We start from the raw sequence: 18,127 nt of genomic DNA on the forward strand, positions 1-18,127 counted from the left end.
TGCCGTTCGGCTGTTTACGCTCGGGTGCGTGGTGAGGTGGGCGGCGGTGATCGCCGGCGCGGTGTCGCTCGCGGTGTCGGTTGCGTTCCCGTTGGTGGGGGCGCGCTACGGCGACGACTCGCTGCTCGTGCTGGCCGAGGTCGGTGTGCTGCTGGTGCTGGCGGCTGTCGCCGTGCGGGTCGCGCCGGCCGGGTGGTGGTTGCGCCTGTCGGTGCTGCCGGCGGTCGCGGTGCCGGCATTTCTGCTGCGCTACGGCTGGGTACCGGTGACCGGGCCGGCGCTGGGCGGATTCGCCGCGTGGACGCTGGTGGCGGTGGTCGCCGTGTCCGTCGGTCTGTACCTGCGGCGGCTCGACGCCGCGCGGGTGCGCTCGGTGACCGAGGCCCGGCACGCCCAGCGCCTGCAACTGGCCCGCGACCTGCACGACTTCGTCGCGCACGATGTCAGCGGGATGCTCGCACAGGCCCAGGCCGGCCAACTGCTCGCGTCGCGCGACCCGGCTGCCGCCGCCGCGGCGTTCCGGCGCATCGAGCAGGCAGGCCTGCAGGCGTTGGCCTCCCTCGACCGGACCGTCCACATGCTGGACGGTGCCGGTGGTCTGCCGGCGGGGCTGGCCGACGTGCCCGAGCTGGTGGCCCGGTTCGGTTCGTCCGTCGAACTGGACCTTTCGCCGGAGCTCGTGTTGCCCCGCGAAGTGGAGGCGACGGTGTACCGGGTGGTGGTAGAGGCGCTGACGAACGTGCGGCGGCATGCGCCGGGGGCGTCGCGGGTTCTTGTGCGGGTGGGTCTTCGGGGGTCTTCTGTGGTGGTTGGCGTTGTTGATTCGGGTTCCGGGCGGTTTGCGGGTCGTGGTCTGGGGGCTGGTCGTGGGCGGCGGGGTGGGCTCGGGTTGCCGGGGCTTGCGGAGCGGGTCGAGGCGCTGGGCGGGACGCTCGTGGCGGGGCCGGACGGCACGGGCGGCTGGCGGGTGGAGGCGTCGTTGCCGTTGACCGACGGGTGACCGCGTGCGTGCTTTGTCGCGGCTGACGCAGGCCTGGTTCGCGGATCTTGGACTCCTGGCGGTGTCATAGGCCCGCGGGGAGTCCAAGATCTCGGGAGCGGCCGACCGTGCGGCTCAACTCCTCCTGCATCCGACGGGTGCGACCCGATGCTGCCCTCGGGATCGGGTGGCGTCGAAGGGGATCGAAACTTTCGGAGACGTGTGTTCGACAAGTGCGACCTGGGAACGATCTCGAAAGTTTCGAATGCGTTCGATGGAGAATCTGCGGTTGATCGCTTGTTGTTCGGGGATTGACCGGCGTTGACGGCTCGCATAGTGTTTCGGAAACGTTTCGAGAGCTACCCCGTTGCATCCACCCTGTGACGAGAGGTTCCAGCGCATGAAGAAATCCCTGATGATGGCGGCTGCCGTCATCGCCGCCGGCACACTGACCTGGATCGGTCCGTCGGGCGCAGTTGCCGGCGGATCCGACCGTCCCGACAAGCCGACCACCGTCGACCTTCCGTTACGCGTGCTCGGCGCACGCAGCGACCTGCTCGTCGGCACCGCGGTCGACATGAGCGCCTACAACCAGGACACCCCGTACCGCGAGCGGGTCCGCACGGACTTCTCGGCCGTCACCGCCGAGAATGTCATGAAGTGGTCGGAGCTCGAACCGACCCGGGGCCAGTTCAACTGGGGCCCGGCCGACCAGTTGGTGGCCGAGGCGCGCCGCAACGGCCAGCAGGTGCACGGGCACACGTTGCTCTGGCACAACCAGCTGCCCGAGTGGCTCACCTCGGGCGTCGCCAGCGGTGAGATCGACTCGGCCGAGCTGCGCGACATCGTCCGCGACCACATTCGCACGGTGGTCGGGCATTTCAAGGGCAAGGTGCGCGCGTGGGACGTCGTCAACGAGGCGTTCACCGACGGCGCGAACCCGGTGCTGCGCGACACGATCTTCCGCCAGCATCTCGGTGAGAACTACATCGCCGACGCGCTGCGGTGGGCGAACCAGGCCGACCCGCGGGCGAAGCTGTTCCTCAACGATTACGCGATCGACAACGTCAACGCGAAGAGCACCGCCTACTTCGAGTACGCGAAGACGCTGCGCGCCCAACGGGTGCCGCTGCACGGGATGGGCTTCCAGGGTCACCTCGATCTGCAGTACCCGATTCCGATCGACGCGAACGAGAACCTGGCCCGCTTCGACCGGCTCGGCATGGAGACGGCGTTCACCGAGGTCGACGTCCGGTACTTCCTGCCCGGCGACACCTACAAGACCGCCGGCCAGGTGGGCAGCTTCAACGTGCTGCTGCAGGCGTGCCTGCTCACCCCGAAGTGCGTCATGTTCACGGTGTGGGGCTTCACCGACAAGTACTCGTGGGTCCCGGGCTTCTTCGACGGGCAGGGCGAGGCGACGCCGCTCGACGCCAACCTGCAGCCGAAGCCGGCCTACCGCGGCCTCCAGCAGACGCTCGCGCTCGGTCGCTCCCGGTAAGAACGGTGCCGGTTCCCGTGCGCGTCGCCGTCGTGGGAACCGGCACCGCTGCCCGCGTCCACGTCGAGGCGCTCCGTGCCCTCGACGAACCGGTCGAGATCGTGGCCGGCGTCGACGACGACGCCGGCCACGCCGCGGCGTTCTGCGCGTCGCACGGCATTCCCTATTCGGGGACGTCGTTGGCGCGGGCGCTCGTCGACACGCGGCCGGCGTTGGTGCACGTGTGTTCCGGTGCCCGCCTCGCGCCGGCGTCGACCGCGTTGGCCGGCGGGGTGCACGTCCTCGTTGAGCTGCCACCGGCGCTGTCGTTGCGCGGACTCGACGACCTCGACGCCGCCCAGGCACCCGGCGGCCCTTATGTGGCAACGGTTTTCCCGCACCGGTTCGGATCCGGCGCGCGCCGGTTGCGTGCGCTCGCCGGTGCGGGGGTGCTCGGCCGGCCGCTCCTCGCCCTGTGCCACACCACGTGGTACCGGGCGCACGGTGGACTGATGCTCGGGCCGGGGATGCACGAGATCGACCTGCTGATGTCCGTCCTCGGGGAATGGACCGAGGTCTCGGCGTCCGCCCACCGGCTGGCCCGACCCGGGCGGACCGAGGACGTGTCGCTCGCGCACGTGACGTTCGCCGGCGGGGCGGTGGCGAGCGTCGTGTGCAGCGTGCTGTCGCCGCGCGAGGAGAGTCTGCTGCGGTTCGACTTCGAACGGGCGACGGTCGAGGTGACGCGCGGGCGCGACGCATCGTGCGCCGGCTTCGGCGACGACGATTGGCGGGTCACGCCGGCGCCCGGCCACGAGTCGACGGTGCTCGACGCGTGGCGGTCCGGCGAGCACGGGCGGCGCGGCGGCCACGGCGCGCAGTTCGCCGAGGTGCTGGCCGGCGTGCGGGCGGGCACGCCGCTACCGGTCGGCGTGGCGGGCGCCCGGAGCACGATGCGCCTCGTCGCCGGCGTCTACGCGGCCGCGTTCAGCGGGCGACCGGTGGTTCCGTCCGATGTGGACCCCGGATCGGCGTTCTACGAACGCATGGACGGCTTCGGCCCGCCCTGGAGCTAGTCGCGGCACCTACGATGGACGCGTGGAGATCTGGAACAATCCGGCCTGCTCCAAGTGCGCCACCGCCCGCGAGACCCTCGACGCGGCGCAGGTGCCGTACCGGCTGCGCCCGTACCTCGACCGGCCGCCCACCGCCGCCGAGCTCGTCGACGTGCTGCGGCGGCTCGGCATGGCGCCGTGGGAGGCGTGCCGGCTCGGTGAGCCGGTCGCGGCGGAACTGGGCCTGGCCGACTGGCCGCGCGACGACACGTCGGTGGAGCGCTGGATCGCGGCGATGGTCGAGCATCCGGAGCTGATCCAGCGGCCGATCCTGCTCCTCGACGACGGCGGTGCGGTGATCGGGCGCACGCCGGAGGCGTTGGACACCGCGGTCGCTCAGTCGCGCGTCACCCGTCCGAAAGCTCTTTGATAGCCCAGCGCGACGGCCGCCAGCAACAGCGGCCACAGCAGGTAGACGCCGGTCGCCGCCAGGAGGGCGGCGACGGCGACCAGCGCCACGAACGCGAGCCGACGGGTGACGCTGCCCCGCGGCAGCAGCCGGATCGCCGCGGCGGTGCCGAGGGCGTAGACGAGCACGAAGCAGCCGGTGGTCAGCAGCACCAACGGTCGCACCCCGACGTCCGCGACGGTGACGACGGCCAGGCTGATCGCGCCGCCGCCGGACACCGCGGCCAGGCTGCGGCGGGGGACCTCGCCGGCGCGGCTGCCCTCGGCCAGCCAGGCGGGCAGCGCGCCGTCGCGGCCGAGGGCGGCGCCGAGCTTGGCCGCGCCGGCGTAGTAGGCGTTCATCGTGCCCAGCGTCAGGAAGACGGCCGCGGCGGCGGCCAGCGCGCGGGCCGGACCGCCCACGCCGACGGCGAGCAGGTCCGCCAGGGGCGCGGGTGACCGCGACGCGGCCGGGCCGAGCACGAGGACCGTCGCCGACGCGACCCCGAGGTACAGGATGCCCACCACGACCACCGCGATGGCGGCGGCGCGCGGGAGGTCGTGGGCCGGCCGGCGGAAGTCGGCGGCCAGGTGGGTGATCGCCTCCCAGCCGGCGAAGCTCCACACCAGCAGCGCGGCGGCCGTCGCGACCGCGGGCCAGCCGTGCGGCGCGAACGGCGTGAGGTTCGACAGCCGCGCGTGCGGAAGCGAGGTGACGGTCGCCAGCAGGAGCAGCGTCAGCAGCAGGCCGGCGAGGCCGAGCTGGAACTTGCCGGACACGCGGACGCCGGCCAGGTTGGCGGCGGTGACGACGCCCATGAGGACCAGTGCGGTCGCGGTCCGGCCGCCGCCGAGGACGTCGGACACGTACTCGCCCGCGAACAGCGCTGCGGCCGGCGCGCCGACCGGCACCGCGAAGTAGAAGCACCACCCGACCACGGCCGACGCCCGGGCGCCGAACGCGTACCGGACGTACGTCGACACGCCACCGGCGTCCGGATAGCGCGAGCCGAGCGCGGCGAACGTCGCCGCGAGCGGGACCGACAGGAGGACCAGCGCCAGCCACGCGAGCAGCGACGCCGGACCGGCGGCCTCGGCGGCCAGCGCCGGCAGGGCGACGACGCCGGTGCCGAGCACGGCGCCGATGTAGAGGGCGGCACCCTGCGGAACGGTCAGCCCGCCGGCTTTCGTGATGGTCACGGGGACGACTGTGCCTCGCCGGGAACGCAGCGGACAGTGGCAGGAAAGACGTTCTGCGATAGGATCCTGCCATGGCCCACACGGTGGCGATGGCGCTCACCGACCGGCTGCCGGTCTTCGAGTTCGCGGTCCCGTGCGAGGTCTTCGGCATCGACCGGTCCGACCTCGCCGACCCCTGGTACGACCTCCGGATGTGCGCCGGGGAGCCGGGTGACCTCCGCACCACGATCGGGCTGCGGATCGACGCACCGTACGGGCTCGACGAGATCACGAAGGCCGACACGGTGGTCGTTCCCGGGTGTTACCGCGCGTCGCAGCTGGAACCGCCGCCCGACCTGCTCGACGCCCTCCGCGACGCGCACCGGAACGGGGCCCGGATGGTGTCCATCTGCACGGGCGCCTACCTGCTCGCCGCCGCCGGCCTGCTCGACGGCCGACGGGCCACGACGCACTGGATGAACGCGCCCGACTTCGCGTGGCGGTTCCCGGCGGTCAAGGTCGACCCGGGCGTGCTGTACGTCGACGAGGGAGACGTGCTGACGTCGGCCGGCACCGGCGCGTCGATCGACTTGTGCCTGCACATCGTGCGTCTCGACCACGGCGCCGCGGTGGCCAACGAGGTGGCCCGGCGCATGGTCGTCCCGCCGCACCGCGACGGCGGCCAGGCCCAGTACGCCCACCCGGTGGCCGGGTCCGATCCGCACGGCGACCTCGCGCCGGCGCTGGAGTGGGCCCGCGCGCACCTCGCCGAGCGGCTCACGGTCGACCGGATGGCGGCGGCGGCGCACCTGACCCCGCGCACGTTCGCCCGCCGGTTCCGCGACACGCTGGGCATCACGCCGCTGAACTGGCTGGTGCAGCAGCGGGTGCGGGTGGCGCAGGAACTGCTGGAGACCAGCGACGAACCGGTGGAGCGCATCGCCGCCCGGGTCGGCTTCGGAACGGCGGCCAACCTGCGCCAGCACTTCCACCGGGTCACGAGCGTGTCGCCGCAGACGTACCGGCAGGTGTTCCGCCGCCGGCCGCGTGGTTGACTTGCGGCCATGCTTCCGTGGGGGACCGAACTGGCCGGCCGGCTCGAGCAGACCACGATCATTTCGGACGTCCTGCGCGGCAATCCGCTCGACGACCCGCACGAGCGTCCCATCTGGGTCTACCTGCCGCCCGGGTACGACGACGACGCCACCCGTTACCCGACGGTCTACGTGCTGCAGGGGTACACCGGCCACGTCGCGATGTGGGCGAACCGCATGCCGTTCCGGCAGCCGTTCATCGAGACGGCCGACGAGGTCTTCGGTTCCGGCGCCGCGCCCGGTTGCGTCATGGTCTTCGTGGACGCGTGGACCGCGTACGGCGGCTCGCAGTTCGTCGACTCGCCCGGCACCGGCCGCTACCACACGTACCTCTGCGACGAGGTGGTGCCCTGGGTCGACGCCCGCTACCGGACCATCGCCGCGCCGGGATCCCGCGCCGTCAGCGGCAAGTCGTCCGGCGGCTTCGGCGCGATGATCACGCCGATGCTGCGTCCCGACCTGTTCGGGGCGCTGGCCACGCACGCCGGGGACACCCTGTACGAGCTGTGCTACGTGCCCGACTTCGGCAAGGCGGCCCGCCACCTCCGCGCGTACGACCACGACATCGCCGAGTGGTGGCGCGACTTCCGGTCGCGCACCGCGTTCACCAACGAGGCCGACGGCGTCCTGCTGGGCGTCCTCGGCGTGACGGCGTGCTTCTCCGCCGCCGACGACGGCGTCCCGGTGCTGCCGTTCGACCCGCGCTCCGCCGAACTGCGGCCGGACGTGTGGGAGCGGTGGTTGGCCTGGGACCCGGTGCGGATGGTCGACCGCTACGCCGACGCCCTCCGGTCCCTGCGCGCGATCTGGATCGACGCGGGCACCCACGACGACTACTTCCTCGACCTGGGCGCGGAGGCGTTCCGGGCCGGTCTGGAGCGGATCGGCGTCCCGGCGGACACCGTCCACTTCGAACTGTTCGACGCCGGCCACGCCGCGATCGACTACCGCTATCCGCTGTCGCTGGCCTGGCTGGCGAACCGCCTGGACCGCTGAGAGCCCTACTGACCGGGTGGCGGACCACCGGGGCCGCCCGTACCGCCGCTGGCGCGCAGTGCCAGAAGTTGCCCCGTGTGCCCGGGGAGTTCCACCTCCGCGAGCCCGGACAGGATGTCGCGCACCCGGAGCGGCCCGTCGACCAGCGCCGCGCCGTTCGACAGCAGCAGCGCGGGCACCGTGGTGTCGAGTTCCGCGTCGGTGAGGGCGGGGCCGGTGAGCGCGCACAGCGCCTCGCCCTGTGCGCGGATCCGGTCCCGGAGGCCGTCCGGACCACCGGCGAGCGCGACCACCCGCGCGATCGTCCATGCGTCCTGGGCGAGGCGGTTGTCGTACGTGGTGACCGCACCCGACGCGACCGCGGCGACAACCCCGATGGTGGCGGCGTTGACGAGCGCGACGTGCGCCAGGATCTGGTCCGCGTTCCACTCGCCGTCGGGCGGCGCGCGGAAGGTGTCGGTGGCAGCGGCCTCCAGCAGCGTGCGGAACGCTTCCCGAAGCGGGGTCATGTCACACTCCACAAAGGACGGATTCGGACGCCGGGGTCTCGGGGACCGCCGGCGCAACAAGGAGACCGGACGCCCACGCGACCGGCACCGCGACCATCGCGATCGCGAGGCCGGCGAGCACCGCGGCGGAGACGCTCAGCGCGCCGACCGCCGCGCCGCCGGCGAACGAGCCGAACGCGATGCCCACGTTGGCCGCCGACGCCGGCAACGACTGCGCGAACGCCGATCCGGGGCCGGCGAGAACGGTGACCCGGTACTGCAGCGACGGCGCCATGCCCATCGCGAACCCGCCGATCGCCAACAGCAGCACGGCGACCAGCACGCCCACGGTCCCGAAGAAGTACAACGCGGCCAGGCTCGCCGCGACACCCACCGTGCCGACGACGAGCGTCCGCGCGGCATCGGCGTCGGCGAACCGGCCGCCACCGAACGACGCCACCGCGCACGCGCCCCCGTACGCCAACAGGAACACGCTCACCGGCGCGCCGGAGATCCCGGTGACGCTGTCCAGGAACGGGACGATGTAGGTCAGCGCCGCGTACACCGACGAGAAGACGAGGAACGTCAGGCCCAGCAACGCGAGCACGCGCGGGGCGAGCGCGTACCGCAGCTGGCCGCCCACACCGGTTCCGGTGCTCGGCACCGACGGCACCAGCGCGAGCGTGGCGACCAGAGCCACGACGGCGAGCAGCGCCGCCGCGACGAAAGACCCGCGCCAGCCCAGTGCCTGGCCGGCGAACGTGCCGAGGGGCACACCCACCGCGCCGCTCACCGCGGTCCCCGAAATCACCACCGCCATCGCGCGACCCGCGCGTTCCGCCGGAACCACCGCGGTGCCGGCCGCGAACGCCGCGGCGATGAACACACCCTGGAACGCGCCGGTGAGGACGCGCGCGGCGAGCAGCACGGCGAAGCTGGTGGTCACGACCGTGGCGACGGTGCCGGCGATGAAGAGGAAGAGCGCGGTGGTCAGGACGATCCGTCGGTCCAGCTTCATCGTGGACGCGGTGAGCACGGGACCGCCGATCGCGAGCCCGAGCGCGTACGCCGTGACGAGCGAGCCGGCCGCCGGCACGGAGATGCTCAGATCGTCGGCGATCAGGTCGAGCACGCCGACCACGAGCAGTTCGGTGCTGCCCATGACGAACATGCCGAAGAACAGTGTGGCGAGAGCTTTCATCGGTCCTGCTCCAATCGGTCGCTGTCCAACCGGTCGCGGAGGGCGGCCAGCGGGCCGTCCCAGTCCCGGGCCAGCGCGGCGAGGAACTGCTGGGCCACCTTCATCGGTGCGGAGTCCAGCCGGTAGCGGACGCGGCGCCGCTCGCCCGGCTCGGCCACCACGAGGCCGGCCTCGGCGAGCAACGCGAGATGCTTGGCGATGGCCTGCCGGGTGATCGGCAGCCGGCCGGCGAGGTCGGTCGCGGTGGCCGGGCCGCCGGCCGCGAGCGCGGCGAGGATCCCCCGCCGGCTCGGGTCGGCCAGCGCGGCGAAGACCTCCTGGGCCACCGCCTCCGGGTCAGGCCTGTCCATCGAGGTAAGCGCAGAACTCGGTCAGTTCGTTCGTCCAGCCGTCGGTGTTGCCGCGGAAGGCCGCCTTGTGCTCGTCCTCGCCGAGCTGGCCGAACCCGGTTTCCACCATGGTCAGCGTGGTGCCGGCGCCGTTCGGTTCGAGCGTGAACTCGACGTAGGTGCGGCGCGGATCGGCGTCGGCGAGGCCGTAGATCGGCCACGTGTAGGCGAAGACGTGCGGCGGCTCGACCCGCTCGATGGTGAGGACGGCGCTGTCGCCGCTGTCCCAGCTGAGCGTCGCCTGGCCGCCGACCCGCAGGTCGACCTCGGCGCGGTTGCCGAACCAGGTGCCGAGGCCGTCGGCGGAGGTCAGCGCGTTCCAGACCTTCTCCGGCGGGTGGGCGAGGTCGAGGGTGCGCTCGATACGATCGGGGAAGGCCATGAGTGTCTCCTCAAGTAGCAACCATCTGGTTGCCATCCAACATATGGCAACCCGCCGGTTGCGTCAACCTGAGGCGTTCACCTTTCGCCGTGGGGTCCGGGACGCGGCGCGCGGAAGCCGAGGAGAGTCGCAGCCGCTACGCCGCCGATCCGGCGCGCCTCGCTTGAAGGGCGTCGTTGGTCACCGGGAGTCACGCGCAAAGTTGATCGAGGAAGAAGAGGCTTGTCAGCACAGGCCCTTTCTTCCTCGATCAACTCCATCGGCCACCGCCCGTAGCCGGGATGGTGGGCGAGCCGGATCCTGGGAGACAAAGGTCTGTTGCAACCGACCTTTCTATCCCACAATCCCCATCCAGGTGCGTGGGGTGTGGCTAGGCGACGGTCATCGCGAAGCTGTTGTCGGTGAACGCGGCGCTGCCGTTGGTGCCGCTGATCTCGAAGCCGAACTGGACCTCGCCGACGGTGACGTCGGCCCACCAGTTCTGGGTGCGCAGCCAGTTGAGGATGGCCCGCACGTCGACGTTGCCGGAGTTGGTGTTGCCGACGCGCAGGAACGAGAACACCGCGTTGGCGCCGTTCGAACCGCGGTAGATGTTCCAGGTGTGGCCACCGAGGCTGACGTTGCGGAAGTTCGGCACGGCGCCGTTCTGGTCGTACGACTCGGCGATCGGGCCGACCTGGCCGTTCCAGTTCATCCACAGCATGACCTCGTAGGCCCAGTTGTTGGCCCAGATGTCGTACGTCGTGGCGTAGTTGCCGCTGCCCGGGACGCTCACGTTGAACGAACTGGTCAACGTGGACAGCGAGCTGACCGTGCGGTTCACCGAGCCGCGCACGGTGTGCGGGTACGATTTCACGCCCGACGTCATCGGGTGGTTGGCGATGACGCCCCAGTTGGTGGGCGTCCGGGCCCAGATCGTCTGGCTGCCGGCGCCGGAGCCCCAGATGTTGTTGTAGACGGTGTATCCGTTGCTCTGCCACGTGTCCCACTGCCCGGAGGCGACCCACACCGCGTCCGACGGTACGCCGTTCGTCGGCGGGTTCGACGGCGGCTGTGACGTCGGCGGGGTGGTGGGGCCGGTGACGCTGCCGGTGCAGGCGGTGCCGTTGAGCGTGAAGGCCGTGGGCACGGGGTTGCTGCCGGTCCACGAGCCGTTGAAACCGAACGACGCCGAGCCGTTGGTCGCGATTGACCCGTTGTAGCCGGCGTTGCGCGCGGTCACCTGCGCGCCGCTCTGGCTCACGGTGGCGCTCCACGCCTGGGTCACGGTCTGCCCGGCCGAGTAGGACCAGACGAGCGTCCAGCTGGTGACGGCGTCACCGAGGTTGACGATCGTGACGTTGGCGCCGAAGCCGCCCGGCCAGGTGGAGCTGACCGCGTACTGGACGCGGCAGCCGGTCGCCGCCAGCGCCGGGGGAGCGGTCACCACGACCACCCCGAGGCCGGCCAGCAGGGCCGCCGTCCCCGCCATGAGGACGGGAGTTCGCCTTCGCATGGTTGTCCGCCTTCCACGAGCGGGCCACCCGCCGCGTCGGGCGACCAGACTAAATTTGTCGTATCGATAAACTTAAGAGCTTCGATGGGGCGGGTCAACCGAACCGGCACATTGCCGTGGATCAGCGGTCAAAGGCGAAGGTCGCCCGGGGCCGAGCCGATCTGCCGCACGAACACGACGAGCACGAAGAACCACGGGACGGGACCGACATGAACATCTCCGCAGGAACGTCGAGCGCCACGGCCGCCCGGCAGGGGCAGCCGCCGGCCCGCCGCGAGGACCCGGTGAAGGCCGTCGCCGACGCGCAGGAAGTCTCCCGCGACGACCTGTTCGCCACGATCAAGTCGTCGCAGCCGGCCGGCGGCTCCCCGACGGCCGCCGCGAACAACCAGGGACGCCCGCAGAGCCAGCTGAACAGCCCGCCGCCCGTACCGCCGCCGCCGGGCGCCCCGAAGGGCGAGCTGAGCGGACTGTCCACCGACGACGGCAAGGCCGCGGAGATCAGCGCCCTGCTCGACACCGACGTCGAGGAGGTGCGCAAGGTCAACAGCGCCGCGGAACTGGTGAAGATGTTCCAGGACCGCGGCGTCGACCTGACGTCGCTGCGCTCCGTGCTGAACAACGGCGACCTGTTGGACGTCGCGGCATAGGGACGCTACAACCGGGCCTCGATCTCCGCGATGATCCGGGGACGCAGGTCGGCCGCGTTGATGACCGCGTCGACCGAGCCGACGTCGACCGCCCGCCGGATGTCGTGCACCCGGTCGAACTCGGCGCCGACCTCGTTCAGCTTCTCGGCGCGCACCGACGTGCGCAGCTCGTCCAGTTCCGCCGTCAGCGCGGCCCGGTCGACGCCGGACGCCGCGCCGGCGCGGGCCTCCAGGTCGCGCACCCGGGGGTCCGCCGCCGTGCGCGCGGCCACGTCTCCCGCGAACACCGCCGCCGCGGCGGGGGCGCCACCCAGCACGGAGGCGAACGAGCCCTCCAGCGCGAGCACCGTCATGTTCGGGTTGAGGGCCTTCGAGAAGACGACGAACGCGCCGCCGTGGTAGCGCGAGATCACGCAGAACACGATCGGCCCGCGGAAGTTGACGATCGCCCGGCCGATCTCCGCGCCGTACTCCAACTGGAGCTTGCGCATCGACTCCGGTGACCCGTCGAAGCCGCTCAGGTTGGCGAGCACCACGAGCGGCCGGTTGCCGCTCGCCGCGTTGATCGCCCGGGCGGCCTTCTTCGACGACTGCGGGAACAGCGTGCCGGCGGTGTACGTGTCGGGGCCGTCGGCGGGCGGGAAGCCGCGCCTCGGCACCGCGCGGGACTCGATGCCGAGCAGGCACACCGGGATGCCGCCGAGGCGCACGTCCTGCACCACCGCGGTCTCCGCGTCGGCCATGCCGGCCCAGCGCTCCAGCACCGGGTGGTCCTGGTCGCTGAGCGCCTTCATCACCGTGCGGATGTCGAACGCCTTCTTGCGGTCGGGGTTGTGCGACGCCGAGAAGATCTGCCCGACGGTGGTGAAGTCGCTGCCCTCGACCGCGTGCGGGAAGCCGCTCACGTCGCGGTCGACCGGGTCGGTGGTCGTCGTCCGCCGGGGGGCCGCCTCGCCGGACGCGACGTACGTCTGGTCGTAGTACGTCATCAGCAGGTCGTGCGCGGCGGCCAGGTTCGGCGCCCAGTACTGCGCCTGCCCGTTCGGTCCCATCACCCGGTCGTAGCCGCCGATGCCGAAGTTGTCCTCGGCCGACACGCCGCCGGAGAAGTCCAGCGCCTGCTTGCCGGTGAGCACCATCGCCGAGTCCGGCGTCATCACCAGGATGCCGCGGGTGTGCATCAGCATCGTCGCCTCGGCGTTCCAGTACGGCTGGGCGCCGACGTTGATGCCCGCGACGACGATGTTGATCTCGCCGCCCGCCTGGGTGAACTCGACGATCCGCTTCAACGCCGCGGCCACCCAGTCCATGTTCTCGGTGCCCGAGGTCATCGAGATGCGCGCGCCGGCCGACAGCGAGTACCACTCCAGCGGCACGCCCATCCGGGCAGCCAGGTCGAGGGCGGCGATCACGCGCCGGCACTCGGGTTCCGACAGCGCGCCGAGCGACTTGATCGGGTCACCGAGCAGCACCACCCGCGTGACGCCCTCCGGGTGCCGCGCGGTCGCCGTCGTCACCACACCGGCGACGATCGCCGCGCTGTTGCGCCCCTTCGGCCGGTCCACCGGGACCAACGCGTTCTCCGACGAGAGGTCGTGCTCGACGAACGTGCCGAGCAGATCGGTCAGCTCGTACGGGTAGACGGTGTTGCGGCTGCTCGCGCGCAGCACCTTCTGCCGGTAGTCGTCGAGCGGCTCGACCGGTTCGTCGGACGGCTCGCCGATCGTCATCCGGATGCCGGTGGCGTCGAACGAGATGCGCACGGCGGTCTTCACCAGCGCGCCGGTCTCCTTGTCGCGCAGCCGGCCGATGAACAGGATCTCCTCCAGCCCGGCGCCCGCGGTGGTCGGCAGCACGCGGTGGGCCAGCGTCTCCAGCTCGCCGCGGGTGATGCCGCTCGGCGGCCAGATGTAGAGGACGATCCGGTTGGTGTTGAAGCGGTTCTTCGACGCCCGCTGCGACTGCGCGCGGCGGATCGAGTCGGCGCACGTGGCGATGACGTCCTCGGCCGTCGGGATCGCGACCAGCCGGCCGTCCTGGTCGCGGAGCTCGGTGAGGTCGCGCACCTGCGCGAACGCGACGAGCCGGTCGTCGGACGGGTTCTCCCGCGCCACGCAGCGGAACAGGTAGACCTCCTCGTCGGCCGACGGCAGCCGGGTGAGGTCGAATTTGCTCAGCCGTTCCAGCTGCATCCGGCGCGCGATGAACGGGTGCAGGCCGCGGATCAGCCGCTCCTCGGTCATCCCGGGTGTCGACGGTTGGAACGTGAAGTGGTGGTGCATCACCGCACCGGCGCGGCCGGCGACGGTGATGGTCAGCCGGCGGACCCGGCGCGGCAGCGGGTGCCCGCCGATCACCTCGTGCAGCGCGGCGGCCAGCGCGTCCGGGTCGGCGGGCTGCCGCTCCCAGGCGAGGTAGATGTCGGCGTCGATCGCGCCGTCCTCGCCCGCGGCGGCGAGCTCGGCGAGACCGTGCAGCGCGCCGCCCAGCGCCTCGAACCGCACGGCGGCCGACACGACGCGGCCGGCCTGCTGCGTCGCCGAGTACGAAGCGACCACGTACGAGCAGCCGGCCACCTCGGCGGTGTGCACGCCGGTGAGGCCCTTGTTCCCGTAGTAGCGCCGGGTCAGCACCTCAAGCAGCACCGTGTTGTCGCGGTCGGTGCGGTCGAAGCGCTGGCCGAGCAGCCGCACCAGCGGTTCGGTGGCGCGCACCATCGCGGCGATCCGGTCGGCGCGGTCGGGCGCGTCGGGGTGGGCGTCGAGGTGCCGCAGGTGCCGGCGGACCTCGGCGTAGACGTTGGCACGGGTGCGGCGCAGCAGCGGCTGGGCGAACCAGGCGAACACCACGCCGCGGGCGAGGTCGGCCACCACCGGGATGCGGACCTGCGTCGCGGCCACCAGCCGCTCCAGCGCGAGCCCGGCGGGCTCCCGCAGCGTCTCGTCCGGCGGCGGCTCCTGCAACCACGCGCGCAGCAACGCGGTGACGACCGCGGAGTCGGCGAGCGCGCGCTGCTGCGCCAGGAAGATCCGGAACACCGCGGCCTCGAGCTCCGGGGTGCGTTCCAGATCGGTGACGCCGTAGTGGCGCAACGCGCGGGCCAGCCGGCCCTGGAACGCGGTCGGCAGGCCGGCCCGCTCGACGTCGAGGCTCTGCAGGTAGACGTGGAAGAACTCGCGGGCGCTGCGGATCTGGTCGTCGCCGTCGGAGCCGGTGGGGCGGTTGCGGCTCAGCTCGGCGAGGTCGGCGAACACCTCGATCAGTTCGAGCTCCTCGCCCAACGGCCGCGCGCCGGGATCGACCACGGACTGCCGGGCGGCGAGGTAGTCGTCGAGCGTGCGGCGCTCGTCGTGCGGGTCGACGTCGAAGCCGAGCAGCAGGCTGCGCAGGTCCTCCCGGCCGCGCCGAATGCGGTCCCGCACCGGCAGCTCGCCGGGAGCGGGCAGGTCGAGTTCGGTCGCCGTCCGGGCCGGCGAAGCGGCGGCATCGGCTTCGGACGCGGCGGCCAGCGGCTCCAGCCGCAGCAGCGCGGCGCCGGTCTCCACCTGGCTGCCCACGAAGACGAGGCACTCCGTCAACCGGGCCTTGAACGGCGCGCGGAGCACCGTCTCCATCTTCATGCTCTCCAGGACGAGCACCGGCGCGTCGGCCTCCACCTCGGCGCCGACCGCCACCGGCGTCGCCACCACCAGCGCCGGCGCGGGGGAGCGGACGACGCCGCCCTCGTCGCGGATGATCCGGTGCGTGACGCCGTCGATCTCGACCAGGTGGATCGACCCGTGGGTGTCGGTGAGCAGCCGGTACCGCATGCCGTTGACGACGATCTGACCGGTGTGCCGGTCGAACCGTTCGAGCTCGACGTCCGCCGTTCCTACTGCGTCACCGGAAGTGATGCCGACGCGGAACCGCGACGCGCCGACGCGCGCGACCCGGACGCGGTAGCCCACGCCCCGCAACTTCACGTCGAGCGGCCGGCCGCTCTGGTGCCGCACCTGCGGACGCCCGCCGAACGCGGTCGACAGCAGCCGCTGCCGCTCGACGCGCTCCTGCTCCTCGTACTCGTCGATGGCCGCCGCCGCGAGCGCCACGGCCGAGTGCCGCGCCGACACCAGGCGGCCCTCGCCGCGCACGCGGTCGATCCAGCCGGTGTCGGCGCTGCCGTCGACGACCTCGGGCTGGTCGAGCAGGTCGAGGACGAAGCTGCGGTTGGTGACGCCGCCCTCGATGACCACGGTGGTCTGCGCCATCGCGCGGCGCAGCCGGCCGAGCGCCTCTTCGCGGTCGCGGCCGTGGGCGATGATCTTCGCGATCATCGAGTCGAAGTCGCCCGGGATCGTGTCGCCCTCGCTGACCCCGGTGTCGACCCGGATGCCCGACCCGGTCGGCACGCTGAACCGCGCGATGCGACCGGGGGAGGGGGCGAAGTCGCGGTCGGGATCCTCGGCGTTGAGCCGGGCCTCGATGGCGTGGCCGCGCTCGACCGGGCGATCCCCTTCCAGGCGCCCGCCGGCGGCCACGTGCAGCTGCGCCTTGACCAGGTCGAACCCGGTGGTGATCTCGGTGATCGGGTGCTCGACCTGCAGCCGCGTGTTCACTTCCAGGAACGCGAAGATCCGGTCGACCGGGTGGTAGAGGAACTCGACGGTCGCCGCGCCCCGGTAGCCGACGGCGACGGTGAGCCGTTCCGCTGACGCCTTGAGCTCGGCGGCCTGCTCCGGCGACAGGACCGGCGACGCCGACTCCTCGATGATCTTCTGGTTGCGCCGCTGCACCGAGCAGTCGCGCACGCCGAGCGCCCAGGCCGTGCCCTGCCCGTCCGCGATCACCTGGACCTCGACGTGCCGGGCGCCGGTGACCAGGCGCTCCAGGAAGACGACGCCGCTGCCGAACGCCCGGGCCGCCTCCTGGCTGGTGCGCTCGTAGGCGTCCTCGAGCTCCTCGACGTCGTGGACGACGCGGATGCCCCGGCCGCCGCCGCCCGCGGTGGCCTTGAGCATCAGCGGATAGCCGATCTCGGTCGCCTTCTTCTTCGCCGCGTCCAGGGTCTCGACCGGCCCGCGGCTCCACGGGGCGACCGGGACGCCGACCTCCTCGGCGATGAGTTTCGCGCCGATCTTGTCGCCGAGCTTGCGCATCGCGTCGGGGCTGGGCCCGATGAAGGTGACGCCGATGCGCTCGCACAACTCGGCGAAGGCGGGATCCTCGGCGACGAAGCCCCAGCCGACCCAGGCGGCGTCGCTCTTCGTGTCCTTCAGCGCCGTTTCGAGGATCTTCAGGTCGAGGTAGGGGCGGGCGGACGCGGGACCGAGGTCGTAGGAGACGTCCGCTTCGCGCACGAACATGGCGTTACGGTCGACGTCGGTGTGCAGTGCGACGGTCTCTATCCGTGACCCCGTCTCGAGAACCAACTCCCGGACGGCGTTGATGAGCCGCATCGCGGCCTCACCGCGATTGATGATGGCGACACGACCGAACATCCGCCCTCGATTCCCCTTCCGCACGACACTGGGTCGTTCACGATCGTCGCCCATCGTGGTGGGAGGTGTCGGGTGGCACCATGACGAAGAACGTGGTCGACCTTTGTGAGGGTCCCACAAACGGGCTTATGGAGTCTCCTCAAGACTGGAGGGGTACGCGGTGGTGAAGGCACGGCCGGCTGCCGGCGGGGGTCGGTGGGTGGAGATCTCGCCGGAGCGGCTCCGGGGGTGGCTCGACGGGTTCTACGGGCGGCACGACGGCGCCACCGAAGACGGGCTCACCCTCACCGGCACCAGCGACGGCGACACCGCCACCCTGCATCCGCCGCCGGGGCTCGGCGCGCCGGCCGACCTCGACGCGCTGCTCGCGGCGATCGCGCGGCCGCCGCGCATCGGGTTGGTGCTCGCGCGCAAGGGCGCGCTCGCCGTGGGGGTCGTCGAGGGGACGGACGTGAGCACGTCCAAGGTGGAACGCTTCTACGTGCAGGGGCGCACCGCGGCGGGCGGCTGGTCGCAGCAGCGTTACGCCCGGCGGCGCGACAACCAGGCCGACCACGCCGCGCAGAAGGCCGCCGACGTGGTGGCGCGGGTGCTCCTGCCGCACGTGCCTGAACTCCGGGCGCTGGTGTGCGGCGGCGACCGGGCGATGGTCGACGCGGTGCTGGCCGACCGGCGGCTGGCACCACTGGTCGAACTGCGCCATCCGCACCTGCTCGACACGCCGGAACCGCGCCTGGAGGTACTGCGGGACGCGGCGGTGGCGGCCCGCAAGGTCCGCATCCACCTCGTTCCGTAGGACGTCGTACCTCCGTATT

At 72.0% G+C, this 18,127-nt stretch carries 15 protein-coding genes; 8 read left to right on the forward strand and 7 right to left on the reverse strand.

All coding sequences use genetic code 11. From position 1 onward, the window contains the following. The first annotated feature begins 28 nt into the window (after positions 1 to 28). The 4 genes from Vau01_RS41855 (at position 29) to Vau01_RS41870 (ending at position 3,944) form a co-directional block, all read left to right on the forward strand. Positions 29 to 1,000 carry a sensor histidine kinase gene (locus tag Vau01_RS41855; RefSeq protein ID WP_204005521.1) on the forward strand — a complete coding sequence of 324 codons (972 nt, stop codon included), beginning with the start codon at positions 29 to 31 and terminating at the stop codon, positions 998 to 1,000. A gap of 379 nt (positions 1,001 to 1,379) precedes the next feature. Continuing rightward, positions 1,380 to 2,480, forward strand: coding sequence for an endo-1,4-beta-xylanase (locus Vau01_RS41860; RefSeq protein WP_239152285.1), 1,101 nt, complete (start codon positions 1,380 to 1,382; stop codon positions 2,478 to 2,480). Between the two features lie 17 nt (positions 2,481 to 2,497). After that, on the forward strand, positions 2,498 to 3,535 hold the full coding sequence (locus Vau01_RS41865) for a Gfo/Idh/MocA family protein (RefSeq protein WP_204005522.1): 1,038 nt from the start codon (positions 2,498 to 2,500) through the stop codon (positions 3,533 to 3,535). A 22-nt stretch (positions 3,536 to 3,557) separates the two neighbouring features. Further along, entirely contained in the window at positions 3,558 to 3,944 is a 387-nt protein-coding gene (locus tag Vau01_RS41870) for an ArsC/Spx/MgsR family protein (RefSeq protein ID WP_204005523.1), read from the forward strand. Here Vau01_RS41870 and Vau01_RS41875 read toward each other — a convergent pair. Further along, positions 3,911 to 5,161, reverse strand: coding sequence for an APC family permease (locus tag Vau01_RS41875; RefSeq protein WP_204005524.1), 1,251 nt, complete (start codon positions 5,159 to 5,161; stop codon positions 3,911 to 3,913). The two genes, Vau01_RS41870 and Vau01_RS41875, sit on opposite strands and share 34 nt — an antisense overlap. Before the next feature lie 71 nt (positions 5,162 to 5,232). On the opposite strand from Vau01_RS41875, the gene Vau01_RS41880 reads away from it, so the two are divergent. Then, complete coding sequence (locus Vau01_RS41880; protein ID WP_204005525.1) at positions 5,233 to 6,195, forward strand: helix-turn-helix domain-containing protein; 963 nt, start codon at positions 5,233 to 5,235, stop codon at positions 6,193 to 6,195. A 9-nt stretch (positions 6,196 to 6,204) separates the two neighbouring features. Continuing rightward, positions 6,205 to 7,230 carry an alpha/beta hydrolase gene (locus tag Vau01_RS41885; RefSeq protein WP_204005526.1) on the forward strand — a complete coding sequence of 342 codons (1,026 nt, stop codon included), beginning with the start codon at positions 6,205 to 6,207 and terminating at the stop codon, positions 7,228 to 7,230. A gap of 5 nt (positions 7,231 to 7,235) precedes the next feature. On the opposite strand, the gene Vau01_RS41890 is transcribed toward Vau01_RS41885, so the two are convergent. The 5 genes from Vau01_RS41890 to Vau01_RS41910 all read right to left on the reverse strand — a co-directional run bounded on the left by Vau01_RS41890 (position 7,236) and on the right by Vau01_RS41910 (position 11,185). Next, positions 7,236 to 7,739, reverse strand: a complete 504-nt coding sequence (locus Vau01_RS41890) for a DinB family protein (RefSeq protein WP_204005527.1) — start codon at positions 7,737 to 7,739, stop codon at positions 7,236 to 7,238. A 1-nt stretch (position 7,740) separates the two neighbouring features. Next, positions 7,741 to 8,919: an MFS transporter gene (locus tag Vau01_RS41895; RefSeq protein WP_204005528.1), complete on the reverse strand. Its 1,179-nt coding sequence runs from the start codon at positions 8,917 to 8,919 to the stop codon at positions 7,741 to 7,743. Beyond that, positions 8,916 to 9,269 (reverse strand): ArsR/SmtB family transcription factor, encoded by a 354-nt coding sequence (locus Vau01_RS41900; protein WP_204005529.1) that lies wholly within the window; start codon positions 9,267 to 9,269, stop codon positions 8,916 to 8,918. The genes Vau01_RS41895 and Vau01_RS41900 overlap by 4 nt, the downstream gene beginning before the upstream one ends. Then, the gene (locus Vau01_RS41905; protein ID WP_204005531.1) at positions 9,256 to 9,690 is read right to left on the reverse strand and encodes an SRPBCC domain-containing protein; all 435 of its coding nucleotides are present in this window, start codon (positions 9,688 to 9,690) and stop codon (positions 9,256 to 9,258) included. The genes Vau01_RS41900 and Vau01_RS41905 overlap by 14 nt, the downstream gene beginning before the upstream one ends. A gap of 370 nt (positions 9,691 to 10,060) precedes the next feature. Then, positions 10,061 to 11,185 carry a glycoside hydrolase family 12 protein gene (locus Vau01_RS41910; protein WP_204005533.1) on the reverse strand — a complete coding sequence of 375 codons (1,125 nt, stop codon included), beginning with the start codon at positions 11,183 to 11,185 and terminating at the stop codon, positions 10,061 to 10,063. Between the two features lie 209 nt (positions 11,186 to 11,394). On the opposite strand from Vau01_RS41910, the gene Vau01_RS41915 reads away from it, so the two are divergent. Further along, on the forward strand, positions 11,395 to 11,835 hold the full coding sequence (locus Vau01_RS41915) for a hypothetical protein (RefSeq protein ID WP_204005535.1): 441 nt from the start codon (positions 11,395 to 11,397) through the stop codon (positions 11,833 to 11,835). Between the two features lie 5 nt (positions 11,836 to 11,840). On the opposite strand, the gene Vau01_RS41920 is transcribed toward Vau01_RS41915, so the two are convergent. Further along, complete coding sequence (locus Vau01_RS41920) at positions 11,841 to 17,312, reverse strand: ATP-binding protein (RefSeq protein ID WP_204005537.1); 5,472 nt, start codon at positions 17,310 to 17,312, stop codon at positions 11,841 to 11,843. Positions 17,313 to 17,472: 160 nt separating this feature from the next. Here Vau01_RS41920 and Vau01_RS41925 point away from each other — a divergent pair, with 160 nt between their 5' ends. Further along, positions 17,473 to 18,108 carry an acVLRF1 family peptidyl-tRNA hydrolase gene (locus tag Vau01_RS41925; protein WP_204005539.1) on the forward strand — a complete coding sequence of 212 codons (636 nt, stop codon included), beginning with the start codon at positions 17,473 to 17,475 and terminating at the stop codon, positions 18,106 to 18,108. The last annotated feature ends 19 nt before the right edge of the window (positions 18,109 to 18,127 follow it).

Origin of the sequence: Virgisporangium aurantiacum, from assembly GCF_016863635.1 — a bacterium.
Taxonomy (GTDB): Bacteria; Actinomycetota; Actinomycetes; order Mycobacteriales; family Micromonosporaceae; genus Virgisporangium; species Virgisporangium aurantiacum.